General features: G+C 67.7%; 18 protein-coding genes and 1 pseudogene. 10 read left to right on the forward strand and 9 right to left on the reverse strand.

The annotated features are described in order from the left end of the window. Positions 1-1,301: 1,301 nt before the first annotated feature. From ABD156_RS41880 to ABD156_RS41905, 6 genes and pseudogenes are all read left to right on the forward strand, one after another. Positions 1,302-1,631, forward strand: a complete 330-nt coding sequence (locus ABD156_RS41880; RefSeq protein ID WP_134670394.1) for a hypothetical protein — start codon at positions 1,302-1,304, stop codon at positions 1,629-1,631. Positions 1,632-2,389: 758 nt separating this feature from the next. Continuing rightward, positions 2,390-2,743, forward strand: coding sequence for an RGCVC family protein (locus tag ABD156_RS41885; protein ID WP_240690961.1), 354 nt, complete (start codon positions 2,390-2,392; stop codon positions 2,741-2,743). A 49-nt stretch (positions 2,744-2,792) separates the two neighbouring features. Beyond that, on the forward strand, positions 2,793-3,944 hold the full coding sequence (locus ABD156_RS41890; RefSeq protein ID WP_134670396.1) for a N(5)-(carboxyethyl)ornithine synthase: 1,152 nt from the start codon (positions 2,793-2,795) through the stop codon (positions 3,942-3,944). A gap of 72 nt (positions 3,945-4,016) precedes the next feature. Then, positions 4,017-4,292, forward strand: a complete 276-nt coding sequence (locus ABD156_RS41895; RefSeq protein WP_344286692.1) for a hypothetical protein — start codon at positions 4,017-4,019, stop codon at positions 4,290-4,292. A 36-nt stretch (positions 4,293-4,328) separates the two neighbouring features. Continuing rightward, positions 4,329-5,108, forward strand: a pseudogene (locus ABD156_RS41900) (pentapeptide repeat-containing protein); the annotation flags it as partial. Between the two features lie 207 nt (positions 5,109-5,315). Continuing rightward, positions 5,316-5,777, forward strand: coding sequence for a hypothetical protein (locus tag ABD156_RS41905; protein ID WP_344286694.1), 462 nt, complete (start codon positions 5,316-5,318; stop codon positions 5,775-5,777). Here the strand turns inward: ABD156_RS41905 and ABD156_RS41910 are convergent. From ABD156_RS41910 to ABD156_RS41930, 5 genes are all read right to left on the reverse strand, one after another. Then, positions 5,770-6,897, reverse strand: coding sequence for a hypothetical protein (locus ABD156_RS41910; protein WP_344286695.1), 1,128 nt, complete (start codon positions 6,895-6,897; stop codon positions 5,770-5,772). The two genes, ABD156_RS41905 and ABD156_RS41910, sit on opposite strands and share 8 nt — an antisense overlap. A 13-nt stretch (positions 6,898-6,910) precedes the next feature. Continuing rightward, positions 6,911-8,086, reverse strand: coding sequence for a phosphoribosyltransferase-like protein (locus tag ABD156_RS41915; RefSeq protein WP_344286696.1), 1,176 nt, complete (start codon positions 8,084-8,086; stop codon positions 6,911-6,913). Continuing rightward, positions 8,073-8,777, reverse strand: coding sequence for a phosphoribosylanthranilate isomerase (gene trpF / locus ABD156_RS41920; RefSeq protein ID WP_344286697.1), 705 nt, complete (start codon positions 8,775-8,777; stop codon positions 8,073-8,075). Before trpF ends, ABD156_RS41915 begins: the two co-directional genes overlap by 14 nt. A 276-nt stretch (positions 8,778-9,053) precedes the next feature. Further along, the gene (locus ABD156_RS41925; RefSeq protein WP_344286698.1) at positions 9,054-9,296 is read right to left on the reverse strand and encodes a hypothetical protein; all 243 of its coding nucleotides are present in this window, start codon (positions 9,294-9,296) and stop codon (positions 9,054-9,056) included. Between the two features lie 48 nt (positions 9,297-9,344). Next, positions 9,345-9,608 carry a helix-turn-helix transcriptional regulator gene (locus ABD156_RS41930; protein WP_344287019.1) on the reverse strand — a complete coding sequence of 88 codons (264 nt, stop codon included), beginning with the start codon at positions 9,606-9,608 and terminating at the stop codon, positions 9,345-9,347. A gap of 51 nt (positions 9,609-9,659) precedes the next feature. Here ABD156_RS41930 and ABD156_RS41935 point away from each other — a divergent pair, with 51 nt between their 5' ends. The 4 genes from ABD156_RS41935 (at position 9,660) to ABD156_RS41950 (ending at position 14,663) form a co-directional block, all read left to right on the forward strand. Next, entirely contained in the window at positions 9,660-9,845 is a 186-nt protein-coding gene (locus ABD156_RS41935) for a hypothetical protein (protein ID WP_344287027.1), read from the forward strand. 536 nt (positions 9,846-10,381) lie between these two features. Next, on the forward strand, positions 10,382-12,250 hold the full coding sequence (locus tag ABD156_RS41940) for a hypothetical protein (RefSeq protein WP_344286699.1): 1,869 nt from the start codon (positions 10,382-10,384) through the stop codon (positions 12,248-12,250). 402 nt (positions 12,251-12,652) lie between these two features. Beyond that, positions 12,653-14,050 carry an MFS transporter gene (locus tag ABD156_RS41945; protein WP_344286700.1) on the forward strand — a complete coding sequence of 466 codons (1,398 nt, stop codon included), beginning with the start codon at positions 12,653-12,655 and terminating at the stop codon, positions 14,048-14,050. Position 14,051: 1 nt separating this feature from the next. Next, the gene (locus tag ABD156_RS41950; RefSeq protein WP_344286702.1) at positions 14,052-14,663 is read left to right on the forward strand and encodes an HAD family hydrolase; all 612 of its coding nucleotides are present in this window, start codon (positions 14,052-14,054) and stop codon (positions 14,661-14,663) included. Between the two features lie 81 nt (positions 14,664-14,744). Here the strand turns inward: ABD156_RS41950 and ABD156_RS41955 are convergent, their stop codons facing one another. Genes ABD156_RS41955 through ABD156_RS41970 form a run of 4 tightly spaced genes read right to left on the reverse strand, consistent with a single transcriptional unit; the run spans position 14,745 to position 18,562 of the window. Next, a complete protein-coding gene (locus ABD156_RS41955; RefSeq protein WP_344286704.1) occupies positions 14,745-16,127 on the reverse strand; it encodes a glucose-6-phosphate dehydrogenase in 1,383 nt (460 codons plus the stop codon). 4 nt (positions 16,128-16,131) lie between these two features. Beyond that, positions 16,132-17,049 carry a Dyp-type peroxidase gene (locus tag ABD156_RS41960; RefSeq protein ID WP_344286706.1) on the reverse strand — a complete coding sequence of 306 codons (918 nt, stop codon included), beginning with the start codon at positions 17,047-17,049 and terminating at the stop codon, positions 16,132-16,134. Then, positions 17,046-17,381: a hypothetical protein gene (locus ABD156_RS41965; RefSeq protein ID WP_344286708.1), complete on the reverse strand. Its 336-nt coding sequence runs from the start codon at positions 17,379-17,381 to the stop codon at positions 17,046-17,048. The genes ABD156_RS41960 and ABD156_RS41965 overlap by 4 nt, the downstream gene beginning before the upstream one ends. A 2-nt stretch (positions 17,382-17,383) precedes the next feature. Further along, positions 17,384-18,562: a PucR family transcriptional regulator gene (locus ABD156_RS41970; RefSeq protein WP_344286710.1), complete on the reverse strand. Its 1,179-nt coding sequence runs from the start codon at positions 18,560-18,562 to the stop codon at positions 17,384-17,386. Position 18,563 lies beyond the last annotated feature (1 nt).

The following is an 18,563-nucleotide window of genomic DNA, read 5'->3' on the forward strand; positions in this document are numbered from 1 at the left end:
CGTGACCGGATGAGACCCGAGGACGATGCGGGCTCCTGCACCCGCACACGGAATGCCTTCGGACACCGCTGACAGTACACCCTCCCGCTGCTGCCGTCGCCGCTGTCGCGGACCGCGATCGCCGGCTGGAGCCCTGCCCAACCTCGTCGGCTGGTGCGGCGCAGGCGAACCGGTGCCGCACCGGCAGAGCCGTGTCCCTGTCGCTTGCGGAGGGGCCGGGAACCTCGCGGAGCGCCCGCCGCCCTGCCAAGCGACCGCGCCCCGGCAGGGCGGCTTTCCGCTCCCGCGCTTAAGGATTCCACAATGGACGAACGCGAGACCGCGGCCGCGCCGGACGCCGGGCAGTCGGCCGGAAGCGAATACACAGAGCTGTCGGCGGGACTGCTCGGCGGCGTCCGGTGCGGTGCGCGGCGGGAGCACCTTCGCCGTTTCGGCGGCAATGCACGCGTGGCGGCAGGCGGCACGGCAGTTGTCGATTACAGGCCGCGATGTCGGCCGACGACAAGGCCGGCCCGGCTGAGCTGCGGCTGGCGGGTCGGCAAGCACACGCGCCACCAGGTTCATCCGAATGTTCGAGGGGACCGGCCCGGACATCGGCCGTGCAGACCCGGCAGGGCGGCGCCGAGGCCGGTTTCCTGTGCCGTACGGCGAAATGCCAGGCTTGCCTCTTCGTTCCTCCGCTGTTGCCGGGGGTGTCGACCTCTCCATGGGCCGAACGGCAACGAAGGCGACCTCGAGCACGGGAAGCCGGATGACAGTCTCAGGCCGGAGGCAGCGCGCGGCCCGTTGCAGCGCGGGTTTCGTTGAAGCCGCCCGCTCCGAGTGCGGGCACGTCGGCAGCGGCTGGTGGCCGCGGTCAGCGGACCACGCCACGCTACTGCCTGCCGGCGCCGCGGCGCCGGCCGAAGCGGCCGGACAGCTCTCGGCTCGGCCACTGCTGCCGGGAGCCAGCCGCGCTCCGTGGGCGGCGAAGACCGGACTCGCTCGCACCGCAAGTCAAGCAGCCGCTTTTCTCTCTCGCACCGCCGATCTCGTGCGCACTCTGCTCGAGCTTGCGGCTGCGGCGGACCCGGATGGTGTACTGACATCGCGTCAGGGTGCCCGTAGTGTGATTCCGCAGAGGGGGACGGCCTCAGCCCTGCCCGGGATCGTGCAGACGCCGTTCCGCCCCGGCACCGGCTTGCTGCCCGCGAGACGGAACTGGTCGCAGTGAGCCGGAGGTTCTGGTGCCGCCTGCCTACCCCTTCGGGGCGATCCCCGGCCGTCGTGACCCGCCCTGCGGGTACTGCGGCGAGCGGCCCGTGTCCACGAGCCTCCAGACCGCTCTGGTGCGCGACTCGTCGGTCGTCGATTCCGTGGAATTGGCCTTGCCCGGACAACGGGTCGTCCACGCGTGCTGCGACGAGCACCTGGCCGCGCTGGTGAGCAAGGCCAAGCTCGAATGGGTCGACGAGCAGTGGTGGTTCGGGCTGCTGTGCCAGGCCAGCCGGGACTCGTCGCTGAGCCGCGCATCCCTGCGCCAGATCTCGCGACGGGTACGGCTTTCGGAGGCACAGCTGGACGCGGCGTTGCGGTGGAACGCCGCGCGGGCCGACCCGCTCGCGCGCTTGCCGGGCGGGCAATCGTGCTGAACGGAACTCGGTGCGTACCCCTCGAGCACACCGCCCCTGACGAAACTCTGCCAAGCGGATCCGCATTCTGCGTCCGCACTGGCGTCGCCTGCGCCGACACGAGCGCAACCAGCAGCCATCTGCGCCGGAACCGCCGAACCGTCGTGCTTCACCAGCGACACACGCTCCGCGCAGCGCCGTGAGCACGTCGTTCGAGGCGCGGAAGCACCGGAGATTCCAGCCGCGCCCGCCGGGTTCACCGCGTGGCGCGGCAGATCCTCGCCGGTGCCGAACGCGGATGTCGACGGCGGCAGGGCCGCGTTCTCCGAATCCGGCCGGGCGGTTGCCGGTCACGGCGATCGGCACGGGTCCTCGGCGGGCCGGCCTGCTCGGTGCCGCCGGAGATCCCCGTCGGGAACGGTCCCCGGCCGGCGGCCCGGTCGCCGGGATGCCGGGACGGCGCCGAGCGGGTGACCGTTACCTGCTGAGGCCCAGGCGCGTGTAGGGTCAGTGGTGTCCGGGAGCATCCCGTGTGCGGGCAATCGAGTTTGCACCGTCCCCGGACTCCGCCTGGTTCTCGCGCGCCACGTGGTGACGATCGCGGCACGCCGGCCTTCTCGTCCCAGTTCCGGTGGTTGCCGGGGCTGGAGCGTCATGAACGTACCGCACCGCATTCCGCCGCGGGCCCGCACGGAGCCCGTCCATTCCCCGGGCACCGTCGCCAGCGTGTTCCGCACGGCCGCGAACGGATCGGCGACCGCCGGCCGAAGAGCCCGGCGATGATCGCGATGCGCGCCGCGCTGGCGCCGACCGCCGCGGCGCCGTCCGGCGATTGCCCGGTCTGTCCACATCAGACAGACGCGCACGACCCGATCGCGGACCGCTTCTGCGCCGCGACCGCAGCAGGCGCGCTCCACCGCCGCTGCGCCTGCGCCGCTGGCGGCCGCGAAACCACGAAAGAGGAACGACCCATGACCGCACGAATCGACTTCGTCTCCCGCTACGACCAACGCGTCGCCAAGGTACGGGACCTGCTCAAGCAAGACACCGGCCTCACCGACACCGCTTGCCAGGCCCTCGCTGTGCGACTGCTGCACCTCATTGACGAAACGCCCGAAGACCTGCGCCGATAACGCCCTCGGGCACACGTTGTCCAGACCACCATCGAGCAAAAGGAACCCGGTGCACCAGCTCACTCTCGGCGTCGTCGCGCATTCGCGGAAACCGGACGAACGCCGATTGCCGATCCACCCCCGGCATCTCGAGCGGATCGACGCCGATCTGCGCGAGCGCATCTACCTCGAACACGGCTACGGCGAGGACTTCGGAGTGCCCGACGAACAGCTGAAAGGCACCGTCGCCGGGCTGCGCACGCGGGAGGAACTCATCGCCGAATGCGACGTCGTCCTGCTCGCCAAACCGGTGCTGAGCGACGTCGCCGAACTGCGGCCGCACCAGGTGCTGTGGGGCTGGCCGCACTGCGTCCAAGACCGGGAACTCACCCAGCTGGCCGTCGACCGCAGGCTGACGCTGATCGCGTTCGAGGCGATGAACCACTGGACCCGCGACGGGTCCTTCGGGCTGCACGTGTTCCACAAGAACAACGAGCTGGCCGGCTACTGCTCGGTCCTGCACGCCCTGCAGCTGACCGGGTCGACCGGCGACTACGGACGCCGCCTCCGGGCGGTGGTCATCGGTTTCGGCGCGACCGCGCGAGGCGCGGTCACCGCGCTCAACGCACACGGCGTGCACGACGTGCGCGTCCTCACCGGCCGCGGCATCACCGCGGTCGGCTCGCCCATCCACTCCGCGACGATGGTGCACTTCCAGCACGACGCGAACAGCCCCGGCGACCCCCGCCGCAGCCACGCACTCACCGACCGCGGACGAGTCCCCCTCGCCGGATTCCTCGCCGAGCACGACATCGTCGTCAACTGCGTGCTGCAGGATCCCGCCGAGCCGCTGACGTTTCTCGTCAAAGCCGACCTGGACGCGTTCGAACCAGGCAGCCTCATCGTCGACGTCTCGTGCGACGAGGGCATGGGCTTCAGCTGGGCCCGGCCCACCACCTTCGCCGACCCGACCTTCACCGTCGGCGAAGGCATCACCTACTACGCCGTCGACCACAGCCCGTCCTACCTGTGGAGTTCGGCGACCTGGGAGATCAGCGAGGCCCTGCTCCCCCTGCTGCGACCGGTGCTCGACGGACCCTCCGCATGGGACACCGACGACACCATCGGACGCGCCGTCGAAATCCGCGACGGCGTCATCGCGAACCCGGCGATCCTCACCTTCCAACGGCGCTCCGCGGCTTATCCCCACCGCGTGACGTAGCCGTCGGCACCCGCTGCCGACGGTCCGGTCTCGTCGCCCAGCTTCTCGGCATTCGCTCAGGAAGGAGTCTCAATGACTGCGATACCGAGCACTGGCAAGGACGTCGTCACCGAGGTCGGCGAGTGGCTCGGCGGCGAATTCGCCAGCCAGCTCTCCCCCGACGCGGTGCACCGGGAGGTCCGCGCCGCAGCCCGCGATCTGGACGGCTCGATCGTTCCCGAAGCCCTCGGCGACATGGTGCACCGGCTCGCCCGGGGCCGCCTAACACGGCTGTCGGCCGCGGAGCCCTCCCCGCCGGCCGCCACGCGGCGGCCGGCTTCCGCACCGCCCGCACTGCTTGGCGGCTGAGCCCGCCCCGATGCGGGAGGTGCGAACGAGACGGACCTCACCGACGTGGAACTGTCCGGAGCTGATCTGACCGGCGCGGTGCTTCGCGAAGCCCGCTTCGGCGAAAACGCGGTCTTGGCCCGGGCGAACCTGACCTCGACCGCACGACCCTGGCCCACGCCGACCTGCGAGACGCGATCCTCGGCTCAGCCAAGCTACGCGGCGCTGCCCTGGACAACGCCCGGCTTTCGAACACCTCGCTCAGTGGCGCCGCAGCCAACGGCACCACCTTCACGGATACCGATTTCCGAGGCACGGACCTTTCCCGGACTTGCTTCGTCAACGCTGATCTGCGCCGCGCTCGCCAGGACAGGGCTCGAAACGCTAGTCGATCGCCATTGGGCTGAACGCGGATTCGAGATCGCCTGCACTATCTGTGGAGTCAAGACGTTCGCCGTCATGGCTGACGCCTCTTCCCGAGGGCCCGCCGTCTGCTACCGACTGGACGCCCCCATCGACCGCGCCAGCGACAACGGCGTTCTGCCGCACCTGCTCGCCATCGCAGCGCTGGCCGCACAGCCCCAGAATGCGAACTGCCCCCCAGGCACTGACCTCATTCTTCCCGATGGCGGCACTCCCGAGGTCGACATCTTCGGAGTACACAATGCACGTGTGCTGGCAGGCGAAGTGAAGACCCGAGCCACTGACTTCACCACTGGTCAGCCTCCCGGTGACGTCAACCTATCCAAACGCCTCGATGCCGGCACCCACCTTCTAGCCGCGATCGACACACTGCCCGCAGACACTGCAAAGGCAGTTGCGCCCGGCCACGGTTGAAGATCCATGGCCATACAAGGCCACAACCATCAGGACTACCGCGGGGACGACCAACGGAGCCACCCACACCGACACACGCCCTTAACCAGCGGGTTCGGAACGGCGTCACCGACCGCACTAAGAACTGACCAAGGCTTAGCGATAAGCCGTGATCGTCGTCGTGCCACGATGGTGACCATGCAAGCTGTTCTCGCAGCCGGGATCGCAGTGATCGGCACCTTGTTAGGTTCGACCGTGGCCTACCTCTTCCAGCGAAGGCAGGCGCGATTCGTCCATTCGATGGCTTCGCATGGACGGATGCGGGATGAACAGATCCTTGCCTTCAGCTCGTTCGCCGAGGCGATCGCGGACCTGCGAGGCGCCCAGATCCGGCGATGGACGAGCAGGCAGGAGGATCAGCCCGACAGCGAACAGTACGTGCATGCCCGGGCTGAGTCCTGGCGGCTGCGGACTGCCGCGCGGAGCGCCATGTACCGGGTTCAGCTGGTCGCGGCCGACGAGGCCCTGGCCAATCGAGCGGGTGAACTCGTGGAGCTCACTGTGGCGATCCTGGCGGCGGGCGACGTCCAAGATCTGGACGCTTCAGCGAAGCGCTCAGCTACGGAGACCAACATGTTCATCACCGAGGCGCGACGCGTCTTGCGCAGCGATCGCGCGCAGCTCATTTAAGCGGAGGCAGGCTGGCCGGGTCGGTGGAGTGGTACTCAAACACCGTAATGTCGCGCGCGCCGAGGGAGTACGGCGACAGGTACTGCGAGCCGCGGCTGTTGAGTACGTCGGCCCGGACTTCGCTCGTCGTTCCGTGTTGTTCGGCATGCTCCTGCACGACGAATTGCGCCGCGACCGCGAGCGGCTTAGGACCGAACGACCCGATCGCGAGCAACGTACGGAGTCCTTCATCGCTGGCTTGACTGCAGATCGCAGCGACATCGCGCATGTACGCCAAGGCGTGCCTGACAGTGAAGACATAGCGAACCTGGACGCCTTGCAGTGGTGCGTCACGCAAGATCGTATAGTGGTTGCGCAGCTTCAACCGCGACTCAAGCAAGTTGTCGGAGTTCATGAAGTTGACCAGGTGAATGCCGATTTGGTTGCCCATGCCGTTGCCCCTCAGAGCTTCGAGAAGCGCGACCGCATCGTGCGTAGTGCCAGCGGCGAAGATCACCACTTCGGCATGATCGCGTTCCTCTAGCAGGCTCCGCAACGGGAGGCTGCTGAAGTGGCCGACGACTTCGCCCAGAAGCTCCGGTCCGGCCGCCTTCGGATAGTTATCGGCCCACGCGTAGAGGAGAGCTACCTTCCGCACCTTCGGGAACCTCCCGCGGTTGCTGCTGGAAGCCGCGACCTCCTCGATCAACGCCGAGAGGAGGTTCCTCGGGACAGCGGAGTAGTCCACGATCAGCTGGTCAATGCAGGGCAAGCCGCGCATGAGCAAGGCCAGCTCTCCCAGGAACCGGCCCGGATCGATCGGGTACTCGATGATCTTGTGTGCGACGCGGCCCCGGTGCTGACCTCCAGACAACGCCTGCACAACTCGGCGGACGTTGACCGCCTTGATCGCGTCGAGAAAAGTCGGACTGTGCCTGCCCTGCAGGGTGAAGATGATCCAGTGGATCTCGGACGTGCTTCCATCTTGGTCTAGGCCTTCGAACAGCTCGATGAGTTCAGTGCAGCAGTGGGTGGATCGCTCCTCGAAATTAGGCGCGAGAATGATCATGACCCGTGCGTGGCTGGTACCGCGAATGGTCCACCGGATCGACTGGAGGTCGCCAATCCGCAGGTATGACATTGATCGCCACCCTTCAGCGCCGCAGCGCTTCGATGATTTCTGGTCTCTCCGCAATTGTTGTCCATTTCGCGGACGACGGTTCGGCGGATTGATTGCCTATCCGTGAATGGACTCGGATGTAGGGCCCGGCGTAAGGGATCTCCGCGCCGGGTTCGCTCGAGTACCAGAAGATGGGGAGCGAGTCGGTCGGACAGTTCGCGTGGTCGACCAAGGTGAGGCCGCACCCGCGATACCCGTACTCAAGGTTGTCCCCGCTGCGGTCCCTCATCCGGTCCAGTCTCCGATCCGGTATCAGGAAGTGCTCCGCGAACCACTGGCAGAGTTCCAAAGCACTCGTACGGAGGCTGGGATCGAGAATAAGCGTTGTATCAGGGTGCGTGACACTGTGGCGGTCGTCAAAGTAGACAGCCTTGTGCCAGCTGATCCCGTCTACACGCAGCTCTGCCACGAGGTCGCGCAACGAATGCTCGGCGCGACTGGTGAGCACCTGGCACAGCACGACGATTCTTGGCACCGAGAGTCCCGATTGTTCCGCGAGTCCTCGTGCGAGGATCAGCCGACGCAGATCCGAGACAACGGAGTGACCGCTTAGCGACTTGTCCACCAACAGAACCCAGTGAGACTTCGCCACCATGGTCGCCAGCATGCTTCTCGCCGAATCCGACTTCGCCGGATTGAGGAGGTCCAGCAGCACGTCGGCGAGTTTGTCGACGCCGTCGACCCGCTGCTGACGCTGGTTGTCGAGCCTCCCCTCAATCCCGTTCACGTGACAGAACACGCTTGTCATGGCGTTGGGGTCGTTCTCGAAGAAGTGGCAACGGGACAGGACTGTCTGCCGCGCAGCGATGTGCTCAAGACCGAACTCGCCCTCGCAGAGGTCGAGGTACAAGGCACGCCACGCATCGTTGAGCAAGACCTGCGGGAGATACACCGTGTTCGCGAACAGATACAGCGCGGCGTGCTTCCATGACGCGGGCAGAGGCCCGGCACGATCCAACCACTCCAGCGAGCGCCAGATGCGCCGCCAGACCGGCACTGAGGTTCCGCGGTAAGGCGAGGACACCTCAAGGTTGTCGAGCAGGTGCAGCTTGGAAACCAGCTGCTCGTCCGCGAGCGTCGCGATGTCCAGGTCGTCCCAATAGGGAGCCGCGTAGTCCGGGAACGGACCTCGCGGATCATCGGATCGCACGCGGAGCCCCGCCTTCCGCCCCAAGTCTCCGCACCGCAGTCGCGAAGGCGACGAGCCGATCGACGTCATGGTCCCCACTTGGCCCCAGCAGCGAACTCTGCGCGTCAACTGCATAGGGACGGTACGAACTCACAAGACTCGCGACGTTGTCGGGGGTGATGCCGCCAGCGAGGAACACTCGGTCGATGGGGATCACATCTAGCGTGCGATGCAGAGCGCGGGAGTCGAGCAACCGACCGGTCCCTCCTTGGCGGTGGTCGAGGATGACGAAGTCGACCAGATCAAGGATCTCGGTCGTGAGTTCCCGAGACGGCGTCTCCTCTGGATCAACCAGCATAATCACTTTCGTGTTCAGCGGCTCGGACCGCAGGGCGGTCAGGAGAGCGTCCAAACCGTCGACCGACCAGGTCCGGTGCAGTTGCAACCACCGGACGCCGGTCTTCCGCAGCGCGCGTGCCACCGGTGCGACGGCATCGACCTTCGTCAGCAGGACGGGCTCGATGGTGAGCATCTCGTCCACGATCACGTCGACCAGGGAACGTACTGCGCTTAAGGCGTGATCGTCGAGCGAATCTATGGCGTGGATTCCCGCGAAGTCGAACCCCAGCTCTGACATACGGCGAAGCGCTGTCGACGTTCGCACGCGGCACCCTTTAATCCGGGTGCTGGCCGGCTCTCCGATCGCCTGCATCCACACCTCGTTTCTCGGCTTCTTAGGAGAGTCGCCGCAGATCAACGATCGTTACGACGCAATGAATGAATACCGCCAGTTGGAGCCTCGCGACGTGCGCTCCAGCGACGCTTGGACGCGCTGGGCGGGGTCGCGATCACCGGCGGAATCGGGAGGGTGCCCGGCGTGTTGCTGGCCGCTGTGCGATCACCTGGCTGGGCACCGGGGCGTCGATCTGGTCGCGGGTGTCGGACGGAGGTGCGGGCCAGAACTGAATGAGGAACCGCTCCGCGCCGTTCAGAGGGCCCCGTTGCCGCCGTCGACGCGGTGTGCCCTGGCGGCCATTGCTTCCCGCCGGCCCCTGGCGCGGTCGCCGGTGTGGGCACGGATGCGGTAGAGCACCCGGCCGCCGAGATCGAACCGGGCGAGAGGCTGCTCCCGGGCGGTGCGCCAGAGGCAGAGCCTGCCGGTCGAGAACCACGTCAGCACCTCGCTGACAGTGACCCAGTCCGCAGCGGGCGGCGGCTCGCCGTCCTCCATTCGTGGCCGGGTTCCGACGCGTGCAAGCGGTTCCGCGGAGGCGGCGCGTCAGGTCGTCGTGAGCGCGTCGAGCAGTTTCGACAGCGCAGTCTGCGCGGCGGCCGAGACGTAAGGCCCGACTGCGACCAGCGAGGCGATGAGTGCCGACGCCTCACCAGGGGTCAGCGTGAGCGGAGGCAGTTCCGGCCGCGCGTCGATCCGGTAGCCGCCGCCGGGGCCGCGGCGTACGGCGATTGGGACGCCTGCTTCGGTCAGGCGGGCGAGGTCCCGTTCCACTGTTCGGACGGTGGTTCCCGTCCTCGCGGCCAGCACTGAGCCGGGTACGAATCGGGGTGCTCTCGCGCGGAGTTCTTCGATGAGCGCGTGCTGTCGTTCGACCAGCGGCAGGGCTTGATGGAGTTGCGCGAAGCCTGCCTGATGGCCTGGTCCGATTGGCCGGGGCGGCGGTGGGTTCGCCACTGTGTCACCGTCTTCGTCAAGGTGTCCGAAAAGCCGACACCGCGCGGTCGGGTGGCCGATTCTACGGTGCGTTCATGGTCCCTTTCTTGATAATCGAGGCTCTGGTGCGTCAGCGTGAGGCGGATCTCCGTGACGGTCTGCAACCCTCGCCTCGACGCCGGGGCGGTCGCCGTGCCCTGCGGCAGTGGCTCGGCTGGGTCGGACTCGGGACCTGGCGGACTCCGGAAAAGAAATCACATAAGCAGGGTTAATCAAGTTTGCTCAACCATTGATCCGACGTCCGTCTTGTGAATATGCGGCATTCGCCGAGGCAGCGGCGAGCTAAGTTTCCGCATGCGGCGGGCACGGGCGACACGACATCGTCGCGACCACGCGCCAGGGAAAGAAGATTCCCCGTCGACGCGTGCCGTCAACCAAGCGTCCACAGTGGACATAGAAGGGTCTTAACCGCAGGCAAGCAGCCGATCCTGCGCGTCCGATCAGCGGGTTTCCGCCGAAGGTCCGTCCGGGCCATACTCCCCTCAGTCGCGCATTCGGCGCGCGTCGGGAGGTGTTCTCGAGTGGCACGAAGACATTCCTTTCCGGGCACTTTCTTTTCCCTCCTTTTACTCGGCGGCAGTCTTCTCTTGAGTGGAAACCAAGCCGCGGCGACGGAGGTGGTCGTCGATCTTGGGGCGTTTCCGGGTGATACCTCGAGCGAGGTCACCGGGATCAACGACAGTGGTGTTGCGGTCGGTTTTTACGACACTGGGGCCGAGGCTTCTGTCGCTGCGCGCTGGGAGCCGGGCGGAGAGGTCTCGCGGTTGCCGGTTCCCGCGCCGTTCAGCAGGTCGGCGGCGCGGGCGGTCAGTGACCGGGGGGTCGTCGTCGGGTTCGCCTACAACGGTGACGGCACGCAGAAACCCGTGCGTTGGCAGCCGGACGGGTCGTTCGCCGAGTTGCGGTCGGCGAGCGGGTTCGGGTACGGCGAGGCTGCGGCGGTCAACTCCGCGGGTGTCGCGGTCGGCTTGACGATGCCGGTCAATTCCCGCGGGCAGGCGGCGCGGTGGGACGTCAAGGGGAATCTGGCGATGCTTCCGATGCCGTCGGGCGCTGACGAGTCGGCTGCCTTGGGGATCAATGACCGCGGGACGGTTGTCGGGACTATTCGGAATCAGGCTGTCCGGTGGGATGTTGACGGCAAGTTCGTCATGCTCGCCTTGCTTCCCGGAGCCAGCGACGGCAAGGCGACCGGCATCAGCGACACCGGGGTCGTCGTGGGCAGTTCTGGAAGGCGGCCGGTGCGCTGGGACGCGGACGGGACGGTCCACCAGTTGCCGGGGCTTCGTTCGCCGGACTCGGCTGGCGGCGCGAACGCGATCAACAAAGCTGGGGTCATCACTGGCAGTTCCAGTGGCGCGGACGGGGTCAGCCACGCTGTGCGCTGGGATTCCCACGGTGGCATCACCGACCTCGGAGCGTTGCCGGGCGGCCGGGCGAGCAGCGGGTCCGCGATCGATTCTCGTGGCACGGTCGTCGGCTATTCCGTGGCGTCCGTTGGCTCGGCACGGCAGGCTGTGCGCTGGTTGCCGTCGGGGCAGGCGGTCGATCTGGGTCGTTCGCTGCCGCGGTTCGAGTCGGCTTCGGCGAGTGCGATCAACGCTCGCGGGCAGGCGATCGGGAGTTCCTGGAAATCCGGCGGCAAGCTCCATCCGGTGCTCTGGTCCCGCGACGGCCGCATGACCGACCTCGACCCGGACGGGGACACCCGGTGGGCGAGCGCGATCAACGACAGTGGCGTCGTCGCGGGTACCGACGGCTCTTGGGCGGTCCGCTGGAACACCGACTTGACCGTCGCGCGGCTCAAGACGCCGGGTGGAAACGCCTGGTCCAGCGCTGCGGGGATCAATGACCGCGGCGTGATCGTCGGGCGGACGGCGCAGCGGTCGAGAGGGGCGCGGCCGATCCGGTGGAACGCGGACGGGACCTCGACCTACCTGCCCAAGCTGGACGGCGACTTCACCGGCGGAGCTACAGCGGTCAACAACCGGGGAGTGGTCGTGGGGCACTCCGGCCACCGGGACGACACCTCCCGGCACGCGCTCCGCTGGGCGGCGGACGGGGCCCTCACCCAGTTGCCTGGTCTACCGTTGGCCGGTTACACCGCAGCCCTCGCAATCAATGACCGCGGCGAGGTGGCTGGCTATACCGCGAATCGACCGGCGCGCTGGAGTGTGGATGGCAAGCTCACTGTCCTCGCTGTTCCCGCTGGCGCGACCCATGCTGAGGCCACCGGGATCACCGGCGCTGGAGAGGTGGTCGGCTGGGCGGCTTTCAGCTCCGGCGTTCCTGACCGGGCGTTGCGGTGGAGTGCGGACGGGGCCCTGACTGTCCTGCCGTCGCTGCCGGGTGGGACGTCGGCGCGGGCGTTGGGGGTCAACGCGCGCGGGGACGTCATCGGGAAGTCCGACAACTGCGGCCATCAGGTGCACGCGGTGCGCTGGCCTGCACGCTGAGGCGTCGCTGCCGGCTCTGGCGGACATTCCGGCCTGGGCGGGATCGGGTGAACGTCGGTACCTGGCGGGTGTGCGGGGCGGGTTCCCGGGCGGGCACTGGCTCGTCCGGGAACCGGTCGGCGCCAATAATCCTCGTATTCCTCAGTTGTCACCGCGCAAATTGCCCGGCCGTCCATGGACATTGCCACGAATTCAGGCTCGCCAGGATTGTCCGAGAGGTGACGCGCGAGCGAAGAGTCTCGGCCGACTGACTCCGATACCCTCACGGTCGGAACAGCGTCTCCGCTGACGACAATTCGCCAGGCGTCCATCGACGGTTACCAGTCGACCCGTCGCCAAGATCGAGAGCAGTGTCCGAAATCCGCCAGCGCGCGCCTCCCCGTCCAGGCACGCTCGGCTTCTGTGGCTGTCGAACTCTTCCCGTCCGCCGAGCAAGTCCGCCCGCGGCGGGGGTTGCTGCTCGCGGTATTGCTGTCCGGGCAGTTTATGGTCAATGTGGACGGTGCGGTGGTCAACATCGCCGCTCCCACGATCCGGACCGGGCTCGGCACGGGGGAAGGGCCGGTGGCGCTGGTCGTCTCGGGGTATCTCATCGCCTACGCGGTCCTGCTGGTCACCGGGGCGAGACTGGGGGCCACACACGGGCGGCGGCGGATTTTTCTGTGGGGGCTGGCCGGGTTCACCGCCGCGTCGTTGGCCTGCGGGGTCGCACCGGGGATCGAGTGGCTGATCGTCGCGCGGTTCCTGCAAGGGGCGGCCGGGGCGCTGATGGTGCCGCAAGTCCTGAGCGGGATCCAGACGCACTTCACCGGTGCCGATCGGGGCCGGGCGCTGGGGTATTACGCGGTCGCGCTGTCAGGCGGCGCCGTTGCGGGGCAGGTGCTCGGCGGGTTGCTTGTCTCGGCCGATCTCTTCGGTACTGGCTGGCGGTCCGTCTTTCTGATCAACGTCCCGGTCGGGGTGGGGCTGCTCTTGGCCGCGCGGAGGGCGTTGCCTGCTGACAGCCGGGATGAGCGAGGCACGCTGGATCTGCCGGGCGCGGGTGTGCTGTCTGCCGCGGTGTTGCTGGCGATCGTGCCGTTGGTGCTCGGGCGCGAGCATGGCTGGCCGACCTGGATGTGGCTGTGTCTCGCGGCGAGTCTGGTGGTGTTCGGCTGGTTCGTCCGTCATTGCAGGGCAGCCGCCGGGCGGGGGAAGCGTCCGTTGATCGCGTTGGACGTGGTCGCGGATTCGGTGGTACGAAACGGGTTGCTCGCGCATGGCCTCACGACCGCGACTTACGCTGGACTGCTGTTCGTGCTGGCGCTTTACCTGCAGCAAGGCGTCGGGGTCGGACCGGCTGAGACTGGGCTGGCCATGGTGTCCTGGGTCGCTGCCTTCGGAGTGGCCGGGTTGGCGCTCCCCCGCCTTCCCGCTCGCTGGCGCAGGTTCGCGCCGGTGGCTGGGTGTCTTCTCCTCGCTATTGCCTATGCCTCGTTGTGCATCAACTTGTCGATCGCCGGGCGTCCTGGGCCGCCGTTGATCCTGTTGCTCGGGCTTGGCGGGATTGGGCTCGGAGTCAGTTCGAACTCATTGATCGACCGTGTGACCTCGACAGCTCGGCCGGATCGCGTCGCGGATCTCTCCGGTGTGCTCAACACTAATGCCCAGCTGTGCGCTGCGCTCGGGGTCGCGGGGGCGAGCACCGCTTATCTTGGACTTCCCTTCGAGACGACCGCCTCGTTCGCGACGGTGCTGGGCGGGTTCGCCGGGCTTGCCCTGATCGCCGCAGCCGTCGCGCTCGGCACGGAAAGGAAATGACATGCTCACCGCCGCCCTCTTCGATCTCGACGGGACACTTGTCGATACCGAACCCCGCAGTCAAGCCGCTTGGCGTCGGCTGTTTCGCGCGCACGGGGTCGGGCTGGACGAGTCGTTGGTCGCCTCGTTCGCCGGACGTCCTGGCAAGACCGTGCTGGCTGAGAACCTTCGGCTCTTCCCTGATGGGTCCACAGTGGACGGACTGTTCGCCGAGGCGATGTCCTACGCGACTGACGCGGCCGAGCCGATGCCCGGGGCCGTCGAACTGGTGCGGGCGTTGCATGAACTCGGTTGTCCGATTGGGGTGGTCACGTCGGGCACTCGCGATTACGCGCATGCCGAACTGAATGCGCTCGGCGTGCGGACGCTGTTCGATACGGTTATCACGGCGGAAGACGTCTCCCGGGGGAAGCCTGATCCTGAGGGTTATCTCCTCGGTTGTGCTCGATTGGGGGTCGAGCCTGCTCGGACCGTTGTGTTCGAAGACGCTCCTGCCGGGATCGCTGCGGCTAAGGCTGCGGGGACGTTTTGTGTGGCGATCGGGGCCGACGGTTCGGCTGCCGATCTGGTGGTCGCCGACTTGACCGAGGTGCCGTTCTCGCTTGTGAGGTAGACACGAGCTCGAAAAGCAGTCGAGCGGGTCAGGTTCTGCACATGGAGTGGGTGGGCGTATGTCGACCGAGGGCGAGGGAGGTCAACTGGCAGACAGCCAGGGCAATTGCCAAGCCGGGTATCCGTCCACCAGGTCATCCGCGGCGGAAGGCCCCCACGTTCCCGGTGCGTACAGCCGCGCCGGGCGGGGATAGGCCAGGGCTGGGCGCAGAATTCGCCAGCTTTCCTCTACCGCGTCCTGCCAGGCGAACAGCCGGTCGTCGCCTTCGAGTGCGTCGGCCAGCAGGCGTTCGTACGGCGATCGCGGCTTGCCCAGGTCCCGCTCGAAGCTCGTGTCCAGGCGCACTGGGCGCCATTGCTGCGTACTGTCCAAACCGGACAGACGAAGCCGGAAAGCCGGGTCCGGCGAGATTCGCAGGACCAGCTGGTTCGCCTCGACCTCTGCGGCGTCCGGCAGGAATCGCAGCGGCGGCGGGCGTTTGAAGATCATCCGGACCTCGGTGGCGTTCTCGGGCAGGCATTTGCCCGCTCGCAGGAAGATCGGCACCCCGGCCCAGCGCCAGTTGTCGATCGAAAGTTTGAGCGCGACATAGGTTTCGGTGTTCGACCCGGCCGCCACCCCGTGCACGCCCTGGTAGCCCTCGTATTGACCGCGCACACAGTCGCCCGGATCCACGGCCGGGATCGCCCGGAACACTTCGAGTTTCTTCGCCCGCAGATCCGCCACGCTCGGCCCGACCGGAGCGTCCATCGCCACCAGCGCCAGCAGTTGCAGCAGATGGTTCTGCACTACGTCGCGCAGCGCCCCGACCTGGTCGTAGAACCGGCCGCGCCCGGCGACGTCCAGTTTCTCGGCCATGGTGATCTGGATCGCGGCCACGCTGTCGCGGTCCCACAGTTCGGCGAGCACGTGGTTCGCGAACCGCAGGTATTCGATTTCGGTGACCGGTTCTTTGCCGAGGAAGTGATCGACCAGGAGCACCTGCTTCTCGTCGAGGACTTCGCTCAGGCGTCGGCGCAATTCCTGCGCGGAGGCGAGGTCGGAGCCGAAAGGTTTCTCCAGCGCCACGCGGCAGTCGGCCAGCAGGCCCGCGGCGGCCAGGTGGTCCACGACGGTCGCGAACAACGAAGGCGGCAGCGCCAGGTAGTACAGCGGTCTGGCGGTCAGTTGTGCGGCAAGTGCTTGGTACAGCTCAGGATCGGTGGCACCGCCGCTGAGGTAGGTCATCCGCCGAGCGAGGCGGGCGAACACCGCCTCATCGAAGTCGTCGACGGCCTTCTCGACGGAGCGGCGGGCGAGTTCGGTGAATTCGTCCTGGGAAAGCGAAGCGGTGGCGGTGCCGATGACCGGACACCGCAATTCGCCGCGCTGTTCGAGCCGGTAGAGCGCGGGGAGGGTCATTTTCGCCGCGAGATCCCCGGTGATCCCGAAAATCACCAGTGCTCCGGCGTTCCAGTCCGCCATCGGTTCAGCCCTGCCGGACCGGCGGATCGCCGAGGAAATCGGCCGGGGGCACGAAGAACAGGCTGCCGGTGACCGCGGTGGACACGTCGAGGAGGAGGTCCGGCGGATCGGCGACGAACATCCGCTCCAGCATCTTCTCGGTCACCGCGGGATCGGCCGCGTAGCCGCAAAAGTAGGTGCCGTACTCTCCGCGGGCGATGGAGCCGAAGGGCATGTTGTCGCGCAGGATCTTGTGTTCCGTGCCGTCCGGATCCTCGATCGTGGTGCGCGAAACGTGCGAATCCGGCGCTTTCCGCGCGTCCGGGATTTCGATGTCGTCGGCGAGATGCCTGCCGACGGACCGGTCGCGTTCCTCCACCGGCATCGCGGTCCACTTCGCCAGGTCGTGGAGGTATTTCTGCACGATCAGGAACGATCCGCCGGCGAAGGGACCGTCCTCGATCAGCGCTGCGCGGGCCGCGGCGGCGTCGGTGGGGTTTTCCGTGCCGTCGACGTAACCGAGCAGGTCACGGCGGTCGAAGTAGCGGAACCCGGGGGTGGCGTCGTACACCGAGACCGCGTCGCCGAGCCGGTTCACCACCCGCCGGGCCAGTTCGAAGCACGGGTACTGCCGGGTCGCGCGGATGTGCAGGAAGACGTCGCCGGGAGTGGCGGGCGCGTGGTGCCGCGAACCCGTCAGTTCCTGGAAGGGGTGCAGGCCGGCCGGGCGCGGGCCGGTGAAAAGCCCGTCCCAGGCTTGCGAGCCGAAGCCCGCCACGCAGGTGAGGCGTTCTTCCGGCAGCGGGAAAGCCACGGAGCGGACCAGCCCGGCGAGGTCGGGCAGCAGGTCGAGGACGGCGGCCTCTCCCCCGGGATTGATCGTCAGCGTCAGGAAGATCGCGCTTTCGCTCAGCTGGGCGAGAACCGGTTGCGGCGTGGTCACAGGAGGCCCGCCTCGTCCGGGATGACCTCGCAGGTGCGTTCGCGGTCCAGCGGAGCCGACATCGAAGCGACGGTGCCGGTGCCGCAGCCGCGCCACGCGACGGTAATGCCCTGCGGCTCGTCGTGACTGGATCCGATGGGGCCTCGCGCCGCGGTTTCGGCGGGGCCGACGTGATACGTGCGGATGTCGCCCTCGGCGGTGCCGTCGACCCTGGTCACTTCGTAGGCGAAGATCGCGACGCGCTGTCCGGCGGCCGGGAAATCGGGCGGCCACGGGTTGTCGAAGAGGCCGCCGCTGGGCGTGCCGAGGGTTTTCGCGGTGATCTGGTTCATGGTCAATCCCTTTGAGAGTGGGCTGGAATCCCGACCCGCAGCGCTTGCATCGCGGTGACAAGCTCGGCCAGGTCACGGGGGTCGGTCAGCGACCGGTCGGTGAGTTCCCGGATCCGCCGCAGCCGGTAGCGGACGGTGTTGGCGTGGCAGTGCAAGGTCTGTCCGGCGCGTTCGGACGAGCCGCCGCCGGAGAAGTACGCCTCGAGCGTCTCCAGCAGCAGATCGCGTTCGTCGGCGGGCAAATCCAGGACCGGGCCGAAGACCTGGTCACCGAGCCGCCGGCCTTCGTCGGGGTCGTAGGCGACGAGCGCGGCCAGCGGGCTCGGGTCGAACGCACGGACCTCGACGCGTTCGGGCGGCGTGCCGGCCAGCGCGGTGCGCGCCAGGTGCAGTGCGCGCGGGGTGTCGGCGAGCGACGTGTACGGCGGGCTGACCCCGGTGCGGGTCAACGCGACTTCGTTGAGCACGGTCAGCACCGCGCTGTATTGCCCGTCGCGCACCGACACCACCCCGGCCTGCAGCACGGGCGTGAGCTGCCAAGCCGACATGATGCCGAGCTGCCCGAGCCGCCGTTCGATGCCGGGCAGGCTCTCCTCGGCCAGCCCGCGGGTCTCCGCGGCGACAACGGCGAGTTTCCCGTCGAGCGGCAGGCCGAGCAGCCGTCCGGCTTCCCACGGCCCGGCTTCGGAGAGGCGCTGGCCGGTGAAAAGAGCTTCGACCAGCGCGGAACGGCGGCGTTGCTGGGCGACGAGGAGTTCCGCGCTCGCCGCCCGGTACGCCTCGGTCACGCGGACGGCGTGCTCGTCGGTGAGCTGCCAGAGCAGGCTCGCGGCGTCGATCAGCACGTCGACGCTGCCGGTCTCGCGGGCATGCGCGGCCAGCAGGTCCCACAGCATCGCGCAGCCGATCCGGTACACCTGCAGCACCTCCGGCAGCGGCGCGCCCTGGTGCGCGCGCCTGCTGCCGGTCTCCTGCGGGGCGCCCTGGTCCGGGGCCTCGATGCCGCCGAGCGAGTCGACCAGAAACCGCACGTTGACCGCGATCGAGCGGTGCAGGTCCGCGCGCGGCACGATCTTCTCGTCCCGGTAAAGGTCGATCCGTTCGCACGCCGTCGCGCAGATCTCGTCGATCAGCCGCGGCAGGCGCGGCTGAACCCAGGCGACGAGCTCGCCTATGGTCATC

Origin of the sequence: Amycolatopsis albidoflavus (genome assembly GCF_039525725.1) — a bacterium.
GTDB classification, from domain to species: Bacteria; Actinomycetota; Actinomycetes; order Mycobacteriales; family Pseudonocardiaceae; genus Amycolatopsis; species Amycolatopsis albidoflava.